Source organism: Paenibacillus baekrokdamisoli (assembly GCF_003945345.1).
Classification (GTDB): Bacteria; Bacillota; Bacilli; order Paenibacillales; family Paenibacillaceae; genus Paenibacillus_Z; species Paenibacillus_Z baekrokdamisoli.
This window is the reverse complement of sequence record NZ_AP019308.1, coordinates 2,361,422-2,380,246: the sequence shown is the minus strand read 5'-3', so window position 1 is coordinate 2,380,246 and position 18,825 is coordinate 2,361,422. Positions and strand designations below refer to the sequence as shown.

Genomic DNA, 18,825 nt, shown 5'->3' with positions numbered 1-18,825 from the left:
CAATCGTCATCTATGATAAACTACCGAGAAAGAGTCAGATGTCATATCTGTCTCTTTTTATTTTGTTAAAATCAGAGCTGGTCTGCGCTTACTCTCTCATATTATGGACAAAGCCATAATAAGATGAAGAGAAGGGTGGGACGAGGCTATGTGGCTGAAGAAAGCAATTGTGATGGCTGTCCTTATGTTCGCACTGTTGCTGACCGTGCAGCTGAATAATGATCTATCCGCTTATGTACTTGGAATAAAGCAAGGTGGTATTGTGGATGCGTTCCATTCGGATGGTTCCGTGTCAGAGAAGAATCGCTTACTGAAAGAAACAATCGAAATGGAAGCCAGCAAAAAGCGAATAGCCCCCATTAATGCAACATTGGATCGTGTATGGATGGCGATACCCGGATATAATGGTTTGGAGGTCGATGTTGACCAGACCTACCGACTTATGAAGGATGCACCAGAGCATGCACCTATTCGTTATGTGTACAAGGAAATATGGCCGGCAGTTTCGTTAGAACAGTTGGGCAAGCATCCCATCTATAAAGGTAACCCGAACAAGCCAATGATTTCACTTATGATTAACGTTGCCTGGGGCAATGAATTCATTAAACCGATATTAAATACGCTGGAGAAGGAAAATGTTAAAGCGACTTTTTTCTTGGATGGCTCTTGGCTGAAAAAAAATACAGACATGGCTAGAATGATTCAAGCTGCAGGCCATGAAATTTCGAATCATGCCTATTCACATCCCAATATGAGTAGATTAGATCGGCAATCGGCCTTTAACCAAATTGCCAAAACCGAAGCATTATTGCAATCTACCCTACAAGTGAAGAATCACTGGTTTGCCCCACCTTCAGGTGATTTTAATCAAATGACGATTAATGTTGCAGCGGAGCAGGGCTTGAAGACGGTGTTATGGACACTGGATACGGTGGATTGGCAGCATCCGCCAGCAGAATCAATTGTTCGTAAAATTCGTCTGCGGGTAGAACCTGGATCACTCATTCTGATGCATCCTACCGATTCTTCCAGTGCAGCATTGCCTGGTATGATCGCCGCGATTAAGCAAAAGGGGCTTGCTCTTGGTACAGTTAGTGAGACGTTGTCCTCTAAGAGGGTAACGTTAGTTGAGGCGGGGCCGTAATTTTGTTATAGTTGAATCCAAGAAAGTTTTAGGAGGAAATGCTGTGAATAACTATACGCTTAGCAACGGATTGCGCGTTGTAGTCGAGTACATCCCGACGTTCCGTTCGGTTGCGTTTGGTATATGGGTTAAAACAGGATCGCGGAATGAAACGCCTGATAACAATGGGATATCACATTTCATTGAACACATGCTTTTTAAAGGAACAGCAAGACGTAGTGCAAAAGATATCGCGGATTTATTTGATGGCATCGGTGGGAATGTAAATGCCTTTACGGCGAAAGAGTACACCTGCTATTTTGCTAAAGTATTAGACCAGCATTTACCGATCGCAGTTGATGCACTATCGGATATGTTTTTTGAATCGCAAATGGATGAGACAGAACTAAGCAAAGAAAAAAATGTAATACTTGAAGAAATTTCCATGTATGAAGATACACCGGATGATAAAGTTCATGATGAAGCGTCACGGGCCTCATTTGGTGACCACCCGCTTGCTTATTCCATTCTTGGCCTTAAGGAAAGATTAGAAGCAATGAACGGAGACACCCTTAGGGGGTATATGGCAGATCATTATCGTATTGATAATATTGTTATCAGTGTTGCTGGTAATGTAGAAGAGGGGCCGCTGCTGGAGTTGTTAGAGAAGCATTTTGGCCACTTTACTAATAAGGGCACTGGAACGACAGTCAGCGCACCTGAATTCAATGGACAGTATCTATTCCATAAAAAGAAAACAGAGCAAAATCATATTTGTTTATCGTTTCCAGGCTGCTCGATTGCAGATCCACAGCTCTATGCGATGATTCTGCTTAATAATGCGCTTGGTGGTGGAATGAGCTCTCGTCTTTTTCAAGAAATCAGAGAGAAGCGTGGATTGGCTTACTCGGTGTATTCTTATCATACCTCTTATGCGGACAGTGGGTTATTCACCGTTTATGCAGGGACAGCACCCAAGCAAACGAAGGAAGTTATGGATCTCACACTTGAGCAGCTTCATGATCTTGCGGCAAAAGGATTGTCGGATGAAGAGCTGCACCGAGGCAAAGAGCAGTTAAAAGGCAGCTTAATTTTAAGCCTTGAAAGCACGAGCAGTCGAATGAATCGTTTAGGTAAAAATGAGCTTATGCTCGGACGTCATTTTACACTCGATGAAATGCTTAATCGTATTGATTCTGTTCAAATGAGTGATATTCAAGCCGTAACCAAACGCATGCTCTCCGTTCCTTTTGCGGTCGCAATGGTTGGTACGAATGACAAAGCAGCAGCAAGTATCGGGAGGGATAGTCTTGTATCAAGTGTTATTTAAACGACTGCCAGGCAATGAAGAAATTCAGCTGCCTGTCAGAATGTCTGAGCTAGCGGCGGGCTTTGATCTTCATGCTGCGGTAGCAGAGCCTGTTTCGTTGTCTCCAGGAGAGCGCAAGCTCATCCCAACTGGATTTTGCATGGCGATGCCATCTGATCTAGAGGCGCAAATTCGTCCTCGAAGTGGCCTTGCTTACAAGCATGGCATTACTTGCTTGAACTCGCCAGGAACAATTGATGCGGATTACCGCGGAGAAGTCAAAGTGCTTCTCATTAATCTTGGTCAAGAAACCTTTACCATTGAACGTGGAGAGAGAATTGCTCAGATGGTGTTCCAGACTGTACCATCCATTACTATCGGTGAAGTAGATGAACTGCCTGAGACTATTCGTGGTGCAGGTGGATTTGGCCATACAGGCGTTTAGTAATAATCAAACTCTTATCTTAATAAGCCATTGAGCATATGCTCAATGGCTTTTTTTATTAGGAGCTATTCAACTTATTTGGAGATCCCTTCACACGACCCTGCATGGAAAAAGCAACCATCTGATGTATTCACCCAACTCTGGGCCATTGCATAAGATGATTTATAACCAAGAGAATGCTGACAACCGAGCCGAAAATGGAACGGCTAACGGTTGCAGTGTTGCTGACAACCGAGCCGAAAATGGAACGGCTAACGGTTGCAGTGTTGCTGACAACCGAGCCGAAAATGGAACGGCTAACGGTTGCAGTATTGCTGACAACCGAGCCGATTTGAATGCGGCTAACAGTTGTAGTTGAAAGGAGTGATACCCTTATGTTAACAGGGGTTCAGGTCGTGCTTCTGGGTGGTGACGCTCGTCAGCTCGAGGTCATCCGTAAGCTGACCGAGCTCGATGCAGTAGTGACGGTTGCGGGTTTTGATCAGCTGCATACACCACTTGATGGAGCGGTTCGAGCTGAAATGAGCGACGAATTATTTGATCATGCAGATGCACTTTTGCTTCCTGCGGTTGGTACAGACGATGATGGAAGAATTATGGCCGTGTTCAGTGATCGTGAGCTTATTTTGACAGAAGACCAGGTTGCACATCTTCCAAAGCATTGTACGGTTTATGCAGGGATGGCCAAACCTTATCTGCGTCTACTTTGCGATAAGTATAATATCCGATTAATTGAATTGTTTGATCGAGATGATGTGGCCATTTATAACTCGATCCCGACAGCTGAAGGTGCTATTATGATGGCTATCCAGAATACGGATATTACCATTCATGGATCTACCTGTATGGTACTCGGAATAGGTCGAACTGGATTTACGCTAGCTCGTACACTTCAAGGTTTAGGTGCAAAAGTTAAGGTAGGCGTGCGCAGGGAAGAGCATTTTGCAAGAGCGCATGAGATGGGGTTCGAGCCGTTTTTTATCAATCAACTACAACAGAACGTGGTTAATATTGACTTGCTTTTTAACACAATTCCGACTATGATAGTCACAGCGCAAATTATAGCAAATTTGCCTTCGCGAGCGGTCATTATTGACCTCGCTTCTAAGCCGGGCGGAACAGATTTTCGCTTTGCTGAGAAGCGGGGAATTAAAGCGTTGCTCGCCCCCGGTCTACCAGGTATCGTCGCACCTAAAACCGCTGGACGAATCATTGCGGATTGTTTGAGTCGGTTGATCATGGAAGATACCAGGCAACGGGGGAATGGGCAATGAAATGGCTAGGCAAAACGGTGGGCTATGCGCTCTCCGGTTCTCACTGCACGTTTGCAGAAGTTATGCCGGTTATTCAGCGTTTCGTGGATGAGGGTGCCAATGTGGTTCCCATCGTAACGCAAACCATTATGATGACGGACACTCGATTCGGCTCATCAGCAGAATGGCAGCATGAACTTAGAACAATAACAGGTAATGAAATCATTTCAACCATTGTTGATGCAGAACCTCTTGGACCTTCCAAGCTGCTGGACGTTCTAGTCATTGCACCATGCACAGGCAATACAACCAGTAAACTAGCGAATGCGATGACAGATAGTCCTGTCCTTATGGCTGCCAAATCACAAATGCGCAACCAGAGACCACTTGTGCTAGCCATATCTACGAATGATGGTCTTGGCTTGAATGCCGCTAATATTGCTAAATTACTAGTTTGTAAGAACGTCTATTTTGTTCCTTTTGGGCAGGATAATCCCATCCAGAAGCCGAATTCCTTGGTTGCTAAGATGGATTTAGTGCCAGAAGCTTGTGAAGCTGCACTTCTAGGAAGACAGCTCCAGCCGATTTTGATTGGAAGAAACTAAGAGAACTTATAAAATAGGTAGGCTTGTTCGAACCCGTATGCAAATGGAGTAATCCTTAACATAAGTTTCTTTTGAGAGGAGCCGACATCAAATGTCGAATCAGAAATTATTCAACGTTGCTGTAGTTGGAGCAACAGGCGCAGTAGGAGAACAAATCATAGGTCTGCTTGAGAAACGAAACTTTCCGATCGCTGAGCTAAAGCTGCTATCATCGGCACGCTCTGCAGGTACGAAAATTGTGTTCAAGGGTAAAGAGCATACGGTCGAGGAAGCAACACCGGATAGCTTTAAAGGGGTGGAAATCGCTCTATTCAGCGCAGGTGGCGATGTAACGAAGGCTCTTGCTCCTCATGCAGTTGAGCATGGAGCTGTTTGCATTGATAACACGAATGCTTATCGGATGGATCCAGATACCCCTCTAATCGTACCTGAAGTAAATATTGATAAAGTAAACGAGCATAAAGGAATTATTGCAAATCCCAACTGTTCGACTATTCAGATGGTTGCAGCGCTTAAGCCGCTGCAGGACCGTTACGGTATCTCCCGTATCATTGTCTCCACTTATCAAGCCGTATCCGGTGCCGGAAGTCTCGCAATTGGCGAACTTTTGAGGCAAACGCGTGAAGTTCTTGATGGCAATGATGTTAACCCGGCTATTTTACCGGTTGGCTCTCTACCGGTGAAGCATCAAATCGCTTTTAATGCGATACCGCAAATCGATAAATTTCAAGATAACGGTTATACGCTGGAAGAGATGAAAATGGTAAGAGAAACAAAGAAAATCTTGGGTGACGAATCCATTGACGTAACCGCGACCTGTGTACGTATTCCGGTAGTCTATGGTCATTCCGAATCCGTATATGTTGAACTCAAAAATGATTATGATTTGGAAGACGTTAAGAAGCTCCTCGAGAATGCCCCAGGAATTGAACTCGTGGACGATCCGGCAGGTCAGCGCTACCCGCTTGCAACGGATGCTGCTGGTAAACCGGAAGTATTCGTTGGAAGACTACGTCGCGATCTGGGCTCCTCACGTGGCCTCAATATGTGGATCGTTTCCGACAACCTGCTCAAGGGTGCAGCATGGAATGCCGTTCAAATTGCTGAATATATTGCAATCGAACGTTAATTTCTTGAACAAAAGCAGATCGTCTAACAGGTAACGATCCGGCAAACGTCTTACCGCCCGGATACGGAGGTTTGACATGGGTATCCTCATACAAAAATTTGGTGGCACATCACTTTCTACTGATGAAGCAAGAGAATTTGTACTCGGCCATATTCGAAGAGAACGACAACGACAGGTAGATCTTGTCGTTGTCGTCTCTGCAATGGGGCGAAAAGGCGAGCCCTATGCTACGGATACATTATTGACACTTATACGCGATCATGGTGATGCACTTCCGCCAAGAGAACGAGATTTGCTGCTTGGCTGTGGCGAAATCATTGCTGCTTCTGTGTTATGCAGTATGCTGCGCTCACATTCCATTCCCTCTATTGTCCTAACAGGTGGAAAAGCTGGCATAGTCACAGATAGTCAATTCGGTCGGGCTCGCATACTAGAAATTCGAACAGAAACGATTCAAAAAGCTTTGCAAGAGGGACAAGTGGTCATTGTCACTGGGTTTCAAGGGGTTACAGAAACTGGGGACTTGACGACTCTTGGCCGAGGCGGAAGTGATACGTCTGCGACAGCCCTCGGTGCTGCATTGCACGCAGAACGAATTGATATCTATACCGATGTGAACGGGATTCTCACCGCTGACCCTCGAATTGTAAAGGATGCACGCCCTCTATCTGTTGTAGGCTATGCGGAGATTTGTAATATGGCACGACAAGGTGCAAAAGTTATTCACCCTCGTGCAGTTGAAATTGCTCAACAAGCTCGAATACCATTGCGCGTGCGCTCGACGTTCTCAGAGGACGAGGGGACACTTGTAACTGATATTTTAGATGCAGAGCAATCCGCAATTGTGAGAGACCGATATGTGACTGGCGTTGCCCACGTGAGCGGAATTACGCAAATTACAGTCCATGCTCAGGATGGTCATACAGATATGCAGCTGCAGGTGTTTCAGGCCATGGCCCAGCATCATATTAGTGTTGATTTTATTAATGTTAACCCTGGTGGCGCTATATACACGGTGTTTGATTCTGATGCCGATCAAGCTGTTTCTGTTCTTCATAATATCGGTTATTTTCCTATAGCTGTAAATGGATGTGCAAAAATATCTGTAATTGGCGGCGGAATGAATGGTGTTCCGGGGATTATGGCTCGTATTGTGGAGGCGCTGACGGAAGAGGGAATACCAATTCTACAATCAGCCGATTCCAACACAACGATTTGGGTGCTAGTAAGGGAGTCCTTTATGGCTAAGGCACTGCAATCCCTTCATGCTAAATTTACATTACATGAATAATCCATGAATGGTTTTTATAAAAGATAAATCTTCCGAAGTTTATTTCCTTCGGAGCACATAAGCATCCCTTCCGAAGTGAGTTTTCCTTCGGAAAACTTTTAGGAGGAGTCATAATGGATTTCGGAAGATTAGTTACCGCGATGGTCACTCCATTCGATGCGAGTGGTGCGATTGATTGGACTGCTACGGGCCAGTTAATTGACTATTTAATTGACGATCAAAAAAGCGATAGCATTGTTGTCTCTGGGACAACTGGGGAATCTCCCACTTTAACGGATGAAGAGAAAAAATCATTGTTCACCTTTGCAGTCGAACATGCAAAGGGTCGGTGTAAAATCATTGCTGGAACAGGCAGCAATGATACTAATCATTCTATTCATCTAACCCAAGCAGCAGAGCGTTGTGGAGTTGACGCCATTCTGCTCGTTGTTCCCTATTACAATAAACCGACTCAAGAAGGCATTTATCAGCACTTCAAAGCGATTTCAGAATCAACTCAGCTTCCGATCATCCTTTACAATGTACCAAGCCGGACAGTTGCAAGCATGACCGCTGCAACAACACTTCGTCTAGCTGAACTCCCAAATATTGTCGCTACAAAGGAATGTGCCTCCTTAGAGCAGGTTACACAGATCATTGCTGGGTCACCTGAAGGATTCCGTCTGTATAGTGGAGATGATAGCGTAACATTACCGGTGCTTGCTGTAGGAGGCTACGGCATCGTTAGCGTGGCAAGTCATGTTGTAGGCGCTGAAATGAAACAGATGATAGAAGCCTATTTGACAGGAAATGTAGGAGAAGCCGCAAAGCTTCATGTGCAGTTATATCCGATTTTCAAAGAGTTATTCGAGCTTCCTAACCCTGTGCTCGTTAAAGCAGCACTAGGTATTCGTAATGTTCCTGTGGGAAGCGTGCGATTGCCACTTGTTGCTGCGACGGAGACAGAAATGACAGCGCTGCGTGAGATTCTAAGCTAGCATTTTCTCGTTATCCTTACCTATTGACGCACTCGTTCAAAGCCGATGCGAATGCATCGGCTTTTCTTTTTTGTTTGGTGATTTCAGCCCTTTACTTGTTTTTCGCATTTTCAATCATGTATAATGTAAGCAAGTGACGGTGTGCGGCAAATATATGAAAAAGGATTAACGTTTGGAGCGGCGTCCAAAAGCAACAGCTGGAAATTACGAGCCAATTGTTTCCTGTGGGAGGAAACGTTGTCGTATAGATGTATAACTTGTAATTCTTATTGATTATTCGACAACTGTTTCTTGGCTGAATTCTATTCAGTAAGGGGACAAACAGTTGCCAAGTTTGATTCGCAAAATTTAGCTGATGAAAACCCTTCATTTCAAAAAATTAACACCATAAAACTAATTTTTTGTTAAAAACGAATACTTTGCTTGCGGGACGCATTTGATCTCGTAAAATTATAGGAGGTATAGATAAACTTGTCTAAGAAGAACAATGATAAGTTGCTCATTTTTGCATTGGGCGGCGTCGGTGAAATCGGAAAGAATATGTATGTTGTTCAGCATGCCAACGATATCGTCGTTGTAGATGCTGGTTTGAAATTTCCTGAGGAAGATATGCTAGGAATTGATATTGTTATCCCTGATATTACGTACTTAACCGAAAATAGGGATAAAGTAAGAGCGATCCTTATTACCCACGGACATGAAGACCATATTGGTGGATTACCTTATGTATTGAAGCACCTGAATGTACCCGTTTATGGTACGAAGCTTACCCTAGGTTTGATCGAAGGAAAGCTGAAGGAAGCTGGATTGCTGGGAGATACGAAACGCATCCTAATTAATGCGGATTCGGAAGTTCAATTAGGTACCATAACAGCTTCATTCTTCAAAACGAACCATAGTATTCCTGACTCTGTTGGGGTTTGTTTGGACACGCCTGAAGGTACTGTTGTTCATACAGGTGACTTTAAATTTGACCATACACCCGTTAATAGCCAATATGCAGATTTGCAGCGCATTGCGGATATTGGTCGACGTGGCGTACTTGCACTATTGTCTGATAGCACGAACGCAGAACGTGCGGGATTCACGCCGTCTGAGAGCAATATCGGTGTAGAGTTTGAAGATATTTTCCGTAAAGCAACTCAACGTGTAGTAGTCGCTACTTTCGCTTCCAATGTACATCGAATTCAACAAGTTATTAACGCAGCTGCTGCGACAAAACGAAAAATTGTAGTGGTTGGACGTAGTATGGTTAACGTTGTTTCCATCGCATCCGATCTGGGTTATCTGAACATTCCTGAAGGCATGCTTATCGAGCCTGAGGAAATTAACAAAATGGCAGCAGACCGTGTTGTTGTCTTGTCTACTGGTAGTCAAGGAGAGCCGATGTCAGCCCTTACTCGTATGGCGCGTTCGACTCACCGTAAAATTGATATTTTGCCAGGAGATACTGTTGTTATCGCTGCAACTCCTATCCCAGGTAATGAGCGTTACGTTGGACGTACGGTGGATGAACTGTTCCGCTTAGGCGCTAATGTTATTTACGGACCAGGCTCCGTATCAGGCGTTCACGTTTCGGGACATGGTAGCCAAGAAGAATTGAAGCTAATGCTAAACTTGATTAAACCGAAATATTTCATTCCTATCCATGGTGAATACCGGATGCTGCGTCAACATGCGCTGCTCGGTGAAGCAGTTGGCATAGAGAAAGATCATATTTTCGTTATCGATAATGGAGATACTGTCGAGTTCCAAGGTGGAGCTGGACGCAAAGGCAGTAAAGTACCAGCAGGTAATGTTCTTATTGATGGCTTGGGTGTTGGTGATGTAGGTAACATTGTTCTTCGTGACCGTAAGCTATTGTCACAAGATGGCATCCTTGTCGTCGTAGTAACATTGAGTAAGCAGGATGGAGCAATTCTGTCAGGTCCAGACATCATTTCCCGTGGTTTCGTTTATGTTCGCGAATCAGAAGGCTTGCTAGAAGAAGCTAACCGCATCGTGACAACAACGCTGCATAAGCTAATGAATGATAAAGTAAATGAATGGGCTTCGCTCAAAACGAATGTGAAGGATGCACTTGGTCGTTTCTTATACGAGCAAACACGCCGCCGCCCAATGATTTTGCCAATCATTATGGAAGTTTAATTTTATAACTAACGATAAATTAAAGACGATTCTTTTCTGATCAGGTATCTTGATGCCCAGAAGAGGATCGTCTTTTTGTTAAAATATAAGAAAGTATAAGTTTGCTCTATACTCTGCTTATATTACATTGGGAAGAAACTTGCTTGTCCGCCAAGGACGGCGCTAGCCGTTTCTTCTTGTTCAATACGGTAACTTTACCTGCTCTTTGCATAATTTAACTGCGCCATTCCATACTATGCAGAGCCGATATTATGGCGGCATCCAAAGGTAGGTCATAAGCAGCGATAAAAAAATTTAAGGAGGAAACAAGCATGTGGGAGGACGAACACGAGAATTTCGCTAAAATGGAGCAACCAGATCCGAATACAGTAAAGGCTACTAATCCGACTGTGGAGACGATTCAGCAGCTTGGACAGACAATGACACCGCAATCTGAGTCTAACATCTTTTGTATGACCATTATTGGACAAGTAGAGGGACATTTGGTGCTTCCACCTCAAAATAAAACGACCAAATATGAGCATCTTATTCCTCAGCTTGTTGCGGCTGAGCAAAATGCAAAAATCGAAGGCATCATGATTGTGCTCAATACGGTTGGCGGTGATGTTGAAGCGGGCCTTGCGATTGCGGAGATGATCTCATCATTAACGAAGCCAACCGTGACGCTTGTGCTAGGAGGTGGGCATTCAATTGGAGTGCCTATAGCTGTTGCGGCGAATAAATCCTTTATTGCGGCTACCGCTACGATGACCATCCATCCGATTCGCTTGAATGGCCTCGTAATAGGGGTGCCTCAAACTTTTGAGTATTTGGAGAAAATGCAGGAGCGTGTTGTGGGTTTCGTAACCTCACACTCCAATGTTACGGATGAGAAGTTTAAAGAACTAATGTTCAAAACGGGTGAGCTAACACGTGATATCGGGACGACAGTTATTGGCGTAGATGCTGTGAAATATGGACTTATTGATGAAGTAGGGGGCATTGGCCAAGCGCTTCGTCAGCTCAATACGTTCATTGATCAACGGAAGCAATCGATTCAGTCTACAGGAGGGCTGCCTCAATGACGATTTATACTTGTATGCCGCTCGAGCTAGTCTTTGATGGTTTTAATGAACAGCCTGGTCCTTACTTGGATATTACAGTCGGGGAAATTCGAATGCAAATTGAACCTCTTTCACCAGGTATAGGGAAAATTGTTAGACTTATGGATTGTCCGCTTGATGCCTATCTTCGTCCAGAGCTGTTTCCAGGATCAATAATCGCGTATCATACAGCAACATAAAGAGTGGGCTGCGAAAATTGCTCAAAGCCTTGACTGGCCTGCAATTCTGAGGAACGGGCCCGTGCTAAAGCTGGATAATAGTAGCGCATTGGGACTTGATCCTATGGTATAATGGCTACTAGAGGTGACGGAACTTGGCAAAGAAAAGAAAAAGGAAAAAGAACTCGCTTGGGGCGAGTCTCAAATATGAAGTCTATGGAATTTTGCTTATAACTGTCTCTGTTATCGCTTTATCTGGTGAAGCGACAGTTGGCCGCTCCTTGTCTAAATTATTTGGATTGCTGCTTGGGAAGTTTTACTTTGTACTTGCGTTAGTTGGTATTTACATAGGTCTTGTCGTGATGGTAAAGCGTACATGGCCTTCAGGCTGGTCAAGTCGAAAGACAGGCGCGGTATTGCTGATATTAGGATTTACGTTAATGAGCTCGATTGCCGTTATGGATCAGAAGACAGAGCCGACAGGCGGTTTAACGGCAGGCTTTATTATGCATGAGCTCGGGAATGACATCAAAGGGGCTCTGGTGAACACGCCGTCAGCAGGATTAGAGGGTGCAATCACGAAACAACCAGTAAGCGGCGGCTATGTTGGGGCTATTCAATACACGCTGTTATATTGGCTCTTTGGATACTTTGGGGCGAAGTTTATTCTCATCGTGATGTTCGCGATTTCGATTATGTTATTGACTGGCAAATCCTATGTTGATTTGGGTAGATCGGTTCGACTTCGTGGGGGACGCGTATTTTCTTTGCTTCGTGTGAAGCTTTTTCCACAGAATCGATCAGCCTCGCTTGCCGCATCATCCAATTCCACAAATAATCGTGGAAACGTATTGCCAACGGCAGATGTCCTCGATGATGATGATGACGAGGATTACGAACAGTTGCCTTCAACTCGCAGGAATAGACGGAGAACTCCGATCTTCTCTTGGTTTAATGAGGTACCTGAACAAGAAGGCGAACAGCAATCCGGACATGATAATGATTGGCTCATGGAGGATGGACATGTGTCTCCGATTGCAAGGCAAACTCGTAATCAAGCTCCTTGGGAAGAGGATGAAGAAATTGGGAGTAATCACTGGACGGATAACAACCCTAATATAGACAATCCCACTCAAGAATCGACAAGTTATCCTGATACTGTTGGCCCCCTTCCTTGGGAAATGGAGGAGGGAATAAGTCAACTTCCTATTATTAATGATGGAATATCATCAGAACTTCAAGATGAGGCATTCATTATTAATGATGACGAAGCTGATGATGCTCCTTATATTGAGGATGATGAGATCCCTGAACCTATGCCGTCTATACCTATTTCGCAGCTGAGTCCGGCAATGGAGTCAGGAGAGGTTGATTCTCAGGACAGCAGTTCAAGGGTAGTGCCAAGACCTCCAGTGGAAAAGCCCTATCAGCTTCCATCGTTCGCACTGCTGGCTAGACCAAGTGGAAGCGCGAGACAGGGCGATATGAGCGATGCTAATGAATCCAGACGGAAGCTGGAAGCTACACTTGAGAGCTTTGGTGTCAAAGCCAGGGTGCTTGATGTTGTAAGAGGTCCAGCTGTAACTCGTTATGAAGTGCAGCCAGCCACAGGTGTTAAAGTTAGTCGGATTGTTGGTCTAACTGATGATATCGCTCTTGCACTAGCAGCGAAGGATATCCGGATGGAAGCGCCGATTCCTGGGAAATCCGCTATAGGTATCGAAGTACCTAATGCGGAGGTGTCCATGGTCACAATGCGTGAAGTTATGGAAACGCCATCCTTTTTGAATTCGACTTCGAATCTATCGATTGCATTCGGACGGGATATCTCCGGGCAGACAATTGTAGGAAATTTGGCTAAGATGCCGCATTTACTCGTCGCGGGTGCAACGGGTTCTGGTAAATCCGTTTGTATTAACGGCATTATTACCAGTATTTTGTATAAAGCTAGGCCAGATGAGGTCAAGTTCCTTATGATTGATCCCAAAATGGTTGAGCTAAACGTCTATAATGGCATCCCCCACTTGTTAGCACCGGTAGTTACGGATCCAAGACGGGCCTCACTTGCGCTTAAAAAAATCGTGGTCGAAATGGAAAAGCGATATGAAGCTTTCTCCAAATCAGGTACGCGTAATATTGAAGGCTACAATACTTTAATGGCTGAGAATCCTTCAGCGGTTCTACCTTACATAGTCGTTATTGTCGATGAGCTCGCAGACTTGATGATGGTTGCAGCTAATGACGTTGAGGATTCCATATGCCGTCTTGCTCAGATGGCACGTGCGGCTGGTATCCATCTTATCATTGCAACTCAGCGGCCTTCCGTTGATGTTATTACGGGTGTCATTAAAGCGAATATCCCTTCGAGGATTGCATTTGGCGTATCCTCTCAAGTCGATTCAAGGACGATTCTAGATATGGTTGGTGCTGAAAAGCTGCTGGGACGAGGCGACATGCTTTTCCTCCCTGTCGGAATGTCCAAGCCAATTAGGGTGCAGGGCGCATTCCTATCGGATCACGAGGTTGAATCCGTTGTTGGCTACTGTCGTGGTCAAGCGGAAGCAGAATACAAAGAAGATCTTGTTCCTGAAATTGATGATGCTGCTTCAGAGAATAATGAAATGCTTGATGAGCTGTACGATCAAGCGATTCGTATTGTACTCGAAGCCAAGCAAGCATCGGTCTCCTTACTGCAGCGTCGGATGCGGATTGGTTACACACGTGCTGCCCGTCTTATAGATCAAATGGAGGCAAGAAGCATTGTTGGACCCTACGAAGGAAGCAAGCCGCGGGAAGTGCTTTTAACGATCGATCAATATGAAGCAGGAAAGATTAGCTCATAAGGCAAATTCGTGCATAGAAGCCAAACTGATTTCTCATACTAGTATCATGCTTCGCTTGCTTTGCAAGATAACTTGCAGAAGAAAGGCAGATTCGAAAATGAGAAATCGATTAATTACGGTAACGATTGTTATTGTCCTACTGTTGTTCGGTGCGTTTACGCTTAAGCATGCTAGCAGCGGGCAAACGACTGAAACCTTTAGCAGCACGACGCTAAAGGTAGGTACTTCCGGGAAAGACGTCACTGAGCTCCAAGGTAGATTGAAATTCTTAGGCTTCTTTGACGGAAAAGTTGATGGTCAGTTTGGTACTTCGACGAAGAAAGCAGTAACTTGGTTTCAATGGAAATTCGGTATGAAATCGGATGGCGTTGTTGGTGCGAAGACGAAGCTTAAGCTCTGGGAAGCAACGAAAACCTGGCGTCCTTCTACAGCGGAAACACCATCACCATCTACAGGAAATGCGGGTAAGCAGCCGAATAAGGAAACAACTAGTACGAATCTTGACAAGTCTTCGAAACTGGGATTATCGGCAAATGATCTGAAGCTGATGGCGAATGCAGTGTATGGAGAATCACGCGGCGAGCCGTTTGTCGGTCAGGTAGCTGTTGCTGCGGTTATCTTGAATCGTCTTAAATCGCCTAGTTTTCCGAATACAATATCTGGTGTTATATTCCAGCCAGGTGCCTTCACTGCTGTCGCTGATGGACAGATTTGGCTGACACCAAATGAGAATGCGAAGAAAGCAGTACAAGAAGCGCTTAATGGAGTTGATCCAAGCGGTGGATGCATTTACTATTTCAATCCGGATACGGCAACTTCCAAATGGATTTGGTCACGCCCGCAAGTGAAAACGATTGGCAAGCATATTTTTTGCATGTAGCTCTCTCACTGAAGCAGCCCGCTAACACTGCGGGTTGCTTCTTCCATTTCCGATCAGTTAGAATGGAATAGATCAAAGCAATTTGGAATAGATTGACTTTATAAACTTGAGCGGAAGGGGACGCGAATCTTGACCAAATCCCGATTTGAACGAGGGCTGATTGATCGCATTCGTTTGCACGTAATGCCTACACAACGGTTTAAAACGTTCTCTATTTCTTTATATGCTGGTTTACCTTTAGCAGAGGATACGGTGACATCTGTCGCCCTGATCCCTTTTGTATTAAGACGCGGAACAGCCTCAACACCGGAGACCATTGCTTTTCGCGAACGGTTGGATGATTTGTACGGCGCTGGCTTCGGATTCGACGTATACAAACGTGGTGATGCTCAAATCGTCCAGTTCAGAATGGATGTCATCAATGATCGTTTCGTTTCGTCTGAACAACCGCTTCTGAGCTCTTCACTTAAGCTGCTTGGGGAAGTGCTGACTGAGCCTGCTATGGAGGCTGGTTTACTTCGTTCGAAGTATGTGGATGCCGAGAAAGATACGCTGCGTAAACGTTTAGAAGCGATCATTAATGATAAAATCCGATATGCGGCAGAGCGCTGTTTAGAGGAAATGTGTCAGGATGAGCCTTATCGACTGCACCCGCTTGGGAAGCTTGATGCTATTGATGCGATTACACCACAGTCTCTAACCGATTCCTATCAACAATGGTTATCTCAAGCTTCCTTTGACCTCTATGTCGTAGGGGATACTACGCTTGAAGAAGTCAAAAATTTGGTTTCTCAAGCTTTTCAGATGAAAGGCGGCAAGCCTTCCTCCTATACACTGCCAGCTGTTCAGAAGCCGGATCGAGAGGTTAGGACGATTATAGAGAAGATGGATGTCAGTCAAGGGAAGCTGAATATGGGCCTGCGCATCAACACATCATATGGTGACGATGATTACCCTGCTGCACTTATGTACAATGGGATACTCGGTGGTTATCCACATTCTAAGCTTTTCCTTAATGTTCGTGAGAAAGCAAGTCTCGCTTATTACGCTGCATCTCGATTGGATGGTCATAAGGGGATCTGTACGATTCAATCAGGCATCGAGATTGAGAATTTCGACCGTGCTACAGAGATTATCCAGCAGCAGCTAGAAAGCATGCGCTCGGGCTCCTACAGTGACCTTGAGATGAATCAGACGAAAGCGATGATTGCCAATCATCTGCGCGAGATTCAAGACTCAGCAAATGAAATGATCGGTTTTGATTTCAATGCCATACTCTCTGGACGTGAGCGTACAGCTGAACAATTGATGGAGCAAGTGCAGTCAGTTACCGCGGAACAAATTGCAGCTGTAGCTCGTAAAACCGAGCTGGATACGATTTATTTTCTGCGCGATGAGAAGGAGGGGTAAGGGATGGAAACATTAGCTTATCCAGGCGTTCAAGAAACGCTATATCGTGAAGTAATGCCCAATGGACTTGAGGTTGTTGTTCTTCCGAAGCCAGGCTTCAGTAAAACCTATGCAACCTTTTCCACCCGTTACGGTTCTATCGATAATCGATTTGCTGTTGGAGATCAGGAGCTGATCTCTGTGCCAGATGGTATTGCTCATTTTTTGGAGCATAAAATGTTCGAGGAGCCAACGGGTGATATTTTTGCAACCTTTGCTTCTCAAGGTGCCTCTGCCAATGCCTTCACCAGCTTTGACCGTACGGTCTATTTATTCTCGGCCACGGAGCAGATTGAAGCGAATCTCGAAACATTAATTGATTTCGTGCAAAATCCCTATTTCACGGATGAGAACGTGGAGAAGGAAAAAGGTATTATCGAGCAGGAAATCAACATGTACCGTGACAATGCAGACTGGCGTGTTTATTTCGGACTGATTGATGCGATGTATCACACGCATCCTATCCATATTGATATTGCTGGAACGGCTGAATCGATCCGGCAAATTGATAAAGAAACGCTTTACAGCTGTTACGAAACCTTTTATCATCCGTCCAATATGTTCTTGTTTATCGTTGGAGGCGTACAGCCGGATGAAGTTATTGCTCTTGTTCGGAACAATCAAGCAAAGAAAAGCTTTGAGCCGCAAGGACCCATTTCTAGATCTTTTGACCCGGAACCGGCCACAGTTAAGATACCACGCAAGACAGCCGTTTTACCGGTATCGCTTCCTAAATGTATGATTGGCTTCAAGGAAACCAGGCAGCAGCTGGGACCGGATGAACTGCTTCGTACGGAGCTTGCTACTAAGCTTATGCTAGACTCCTTACTTGGATCAAGCTCGCCAATCTACAATGACTTGTATGACGATAGCTTGATATCTGATTCATTTGGATATGAATTTAACAGCAGTGAGGATTATGCTTTTTCTGTAATTGGTGGAGAAACTAGGAATCCTGATGAGCTGCTGCAAAAACTTCGTGAAGCGATTGAGTCAGCAAAGGTAAGCGGCTTAAGTGAGGCAGCTTTCGAACGCACGAAAAGAAAAAAAATTGGCGGTTATCTTCGTATGCTTAACTCCCCTGAAGCAATAGCCAGCGAATTCACTCGCTATCGGTTCCGAGGTACTGATTTATTCCGCTTGCTGCCGGTTTATGAAAGCATCACGTTGGAAGAAACCAATCAGCGTATGCGGGAGCATTTCAATTGGGACCGGATGGCAGTCTCCATCGTAGCGAAGGACGCTCATTAATTGCAAACCTTGAAAGAAATGACGGTACTCATCACGGGGGGAAGCCGGGGTATTGGAGCGGCGATCGCACGCCGCTTCGCCGCGGAAAGTATGAATGTCGTCATTCATTATAATCAAGCTCATGAAGCCGCTAATGAAACCGCACGTACTTGCATGCGTCTTGGTGCAGCCAATGTGATGACAGTGACAGCTGATCTACGTTCGAGAGAGCAGTTAATTCGAATGAGGGAGAAGCTGGAAGCGCGTGGTATGGTTCCAGATATTCTTGTGAATAATGCGGGTATTGCTCATTATGGGATGCTCTCGGATGTAACGGAAGATGATTGGAATGATGTGATCTCCATTAATCTGAAGGGTATGTTTCTCTGTACGCAGCTATTCATGCCAGCAATGATCGCTAATCGTTTTGGTCGAATTATTAATGTTTCTTCCATATGGGGAATATCAGGAGCTTCTTGTGAGGTTCTCTATTCAACAAGTAAGGGTGGAATGAATGCATTCACCAAAGCTTTGGCTAAAGAGCTTGCTCCTTCTGGCGTTACGGTCAATGCAGTAGCTCCTGGTGCTGTAGATACGGTTATGCTGGACAACCTTAACAAGGATGAGAAGGATGCGCTCGAATCCGAAATTCCAGCGGGACGATTCGGAAAGCCAGATGAGATTGCTTCACTTGTCTATTTCTTATCCCTTCCTGAGTCCGCTTATATCACGGGACAGATCATCAGCCCTAACGGCGGTTGGTTAACATAAGCTAGCCTTGAAAAGGCTGGTATTGAAACTTTATATTCGTTATAATCGTCGAATAATAAGAAACCTCCGAGCGCACAATATAGTTGTTGCCGAATAGCGGCCAACACGCGA

17 protein-coding genes are annotated in these 18,825 nt (G+C 44.9%); all 17 read left to right on the top strand.

From position 1 onward, the window contains the following. Positions 1-148 precede the first annotated feature (148 nt). Positions 149-1,144 (top strand): polysaccharide deacetylase family protein, encoded by a 996-nt coding sequence (locus tag EKN16_RS10570; protein WP_125656302.1) that lies wholly within the window; start codon positions 149-151, stop codon positions 1,142-1,144. Positions 1,145-1,187: 43 nt separating this feature from the next. Next, positions 1,188-2,453 (top strand): M16 family metallopeptidase, encoded by a 1,266-nt coding sequence (locus EKN16_RS10565; RefSeq protein WP_125656299.1) that lies wholly within the window; start codon positions 1,188-1,190, stop codon positions 2,451-2,453. After that, positions 2,398-2,877, top strand: coding sequence for a dUTP diphosphatase (gene dut / locus EKN16_RS10560; RefSeq protein WP_125666112.1), 480 nt, complete (start codon positions 2,398-2,400; stop codon positions 2,875-2,877). The genes EKN16_RS10565 and dut overlap by 56 nt, the downstream gene beginning before the upstream one ends. A 176-nt stretch (positions 2,878-3,053) precedes the next feature. Next, positions 3,054-3,212 (top strand): hypothetical protein, encoded by a 159-nt coding sequence (locus tag EKN16_RS32195; RefSeq protein WP_164522762.1) that lies wholly within the window; start codon positions 3,054-3,056, stop codon positions 3,210-3,212. Between the two features lie 39 nt (positions 3,213-3,251). After that, positions 3,252-4,151, top strand: a complete 900-nt coding sequence (gene dpsA / locus EKN16_RS10555) for a dipicolinate synthase subunit DpsA (protein WP_125656296.1) — start codon at positions 3,252-3,254, stop codon at positions 4,149-4,151. Continuing rightward, positions 4,148-4,735: a dipicolinate synthase subunit B gene (locus EKN16_RS10550; RefSeq protein ID WP_125656293.1), complete on the top strand. Its 588-nt coding sequence runs from the start codon at positions 4,148-4,150 to the stop codon at positions 4,733-4,735. Before dpsA ends, EKN16_RS10550 begins: the two co-directional genes overlap by 4 nt. Positions 4,736-4,826: 91 nt before the next feature. Then, on the top strand, positions 4,827-5,864 hold the full coding sequence (locus EKN16_RS10545) for an aspartate-semialdehyde dehydrogenase (protein WP_125656290.1): 1,038 nt from the start codon (positions 4,827-4,829) through the stop codon (positions 5,862-5,864). A gap of 76 nt (positions 5,865-5,940) precedes the next feature. After that, on the top strand, positions 5,941-7,155 hold the full coding sequence (gene dapG, locus EKN16_RS10540) for an aspartate kinase (protein WP_125656287.1): 1,215 nt from the start codon (positions 5,941-5,943) through the stop codon (positions 7,153-7,155). Between the two features lie 113 nt (positions 7,156-7,268). Further along, positions 7,269-8,132 carry a 4-hydroxy-tetrahydrodipicolinate synthase gene (gene dapA / locus EKN16_RS10535; protein ID WP_179955599.1) on the top strand — a complete coding sequence of 288 codons (864 nt, stop codon included), beginning with the start codon at positions 7,269-7,271 and terminating at the stop codon, positions 8,130-8,132. A 471-nt stretch (positions 8,133-8,603) separates the two neighbouring features. Further along, positions 8,604-10,280, top strand: coding sequence for a ribonuclease J (locus EKN16_RS10530; protein WP_125656282.1), 1,677 nt, complete (start codon positions 8,604-8,606; stop codon positions 10,278-10,280). A 344-nt stretch (positions 10,281-10,624) separates the two neighbouring features. Continuing rightward, positions 10,625-11,344 (top strand): ClpP family protease, encoded by a 720-nt coding sequence (locus EKN16_RS10525; protein ID WP_179955618.1) that lies wholly within the window; start codon positions 10,625-10,627, stop codon positions 11,342-11,344. Next, positions 11,341-11,562, top strand: a complete 222-nt coding sequence (locus EKN16_RS10520; protein WP_125656276.1) for a YlzJ-like family protein — start codon at positions 11,341-11,343, stop codon at positions 11,560-11,562. Before EKN16_RS10525 ends, EKN16_RS10520 begins: the two co-directional genes overlap by 4 nt. 134 nt (positions 11,563-11,696) lie before the next feature. Next, positions 11,697-14,384 carry an FtsK/SpoIIIE family DNA translocase gene (locus EKN16_RS10515; protein WP_125656273.1) on the top strand — a complete coding sequence of 896 codons (2,688 nt, stop codon included), beginning with the start codon at positions 11,697-11,699 and terminating at the stop codon, positions 14,382-14,384. A gap of 97 nt (positions 14,385-14,481) precedes the next feature. Then, entirely contained in the window at positions 14,482-15,264 is a 783-nt protein-coding gene (gene sleB / locus EKN16_RS10510; protein WP_125656270.1) for a spore cortex-lytic enzyme, read from the top strand. Positions 15,265-15,393: 129 nt separating this feature from the next. Then, positions 15,394-16,674 (top strand): EF-P 5-aminopentanol modification-associated protein YfmF, encoded by a 1,281-nt coding sequence (yfmF, locus tag EKN16_RS10505; RefSeq protein ID WP_125656267.1) that lies wholly within the window; start codon positions 15,394-15,396, stop codon positions 16,672-16,674. A gap of 3 nt (positions 16,675-16,677) precedes the next feature. Next, positions 16,678-17,964 (top strand): EF-P 5-aminopentanol modification-associated protein YfmH, encoded by a 1,287-nt coding sequence (yfmH, locus tag EKN16_RS10500; RefSeq protein ID WP_125656264.1) that lies wholly within the window; start codon positions 16,678-16,680, stop codon positions 17,962-17,964. Between the two features lie 18 nt (positions 17,965-17,982). After that, positions 17,983-18,714, top strand: a complete 732-nt coding sequence (ymfI, locus tag EKN16_RS10495; RefSeq protein WP_125666110.1) for an elongation factor P 5-aminopentanone reductase — start codon at positions 17,983-17,985, stop codon at positions 18,712-18,714. Positions 18,715-18,825: the final 111 nt, after the last annotated feature.

What these genes read in the sequence shown, in the direction of transcription:
- yfmH (WP_125656264.1), top strand. Translation starts at nt 16,678, where the DNA reads ATGGAAACATTAGCTTATCCAGGCGTTCAAGAAACGCTATATCGTGAA.
- EKN16_RS10570 (WP_125656302.1), top strand. Translation starts at nt 149, where the DNA reads ATGTGGCTGAAGAAAGCAATTGTGATGGCTGTCCTTATGTTCGCACTG.
- EKN16_RS10520 (WP_125656276.1), top strand. Translation starts at nt 11,341, where the DNA reads ATGACGATTTATACTTGTATGCCGCTCGAGCTAGTCTTTGATGGTTTT.
- dapA (WP_179955599.1), top strand. Translation starts at nt 7,269, where the DNA reads ATGGATTTCGGAAGATTAGTTACCGCGATGGTCACTCCATTCGATGCG.
- sleB (WP_125656270.1), top strand. Translation starts at nt 14,482, where the DNA reads ATGAGAAATCGATTAATTACGGTAACGATTGTTATTGTCCTACTGTTG.
- dpsA (WP_125656296.1), top strand. Translation starts at nt 3,252, where the DNA reads ATGTTAACAGGGGTTCAGGTCGTGCTTCTGGGTGGTGACGCTCGTCAG.
- ymfI (WP_125666110.1), top strand. Translation starts at nt 17,983, where the DNA reads ATGACGGTACTCATCACGGGGGGAAGCCGGGGTATTGGAGCGGCGATC.
- EKN16_RS10550 (WP_125656293.1), top strand. Translation starts at nt 4,148, where the DNA reads ATGAAATGGCTAGGCAAAACGGTGGGCTATGCGCTCTCCGGTTCTCAC.
- EKN16_RS32195 (WP_164522762.1), top strand. Translation starts at nt 3,054, where the DNA reads ATGCTGACAACCGAGCCGAAAATGGAACGGCTAACGGTTGCAGTGTTG.
- dapG (WP_125656287.1), top strand. Translation starts at nt 5,941, where the DNA reads ATGGGTATCCTCATACAAAAATTTGGTGGCACATCACTTTCTACTGAT.
- EKN16_RS10545 (WP_125656290.1), top strand. Translation starts at nt 4,827, where the DNA reads ATGTCGAATCAGAAATTATTCAACGTTGCTGTAGTTGGAGCAACAGGC.
- dut (WP_125666112.1), top strand. Translation starts at nt 2,398, where the DNA reads ATGACAAAGCAGCAGCAAGTATCGGGAGGGATAGTCTTGTATCAAGTG.
- EKN16_RS10525 (WP_179955618.1), top strand. Translation starts at nt 10,625, where the DNA reads ATGGAGCAACCAGATCCGAATACAGTAAAGGCTACTAATCCGACTGTG.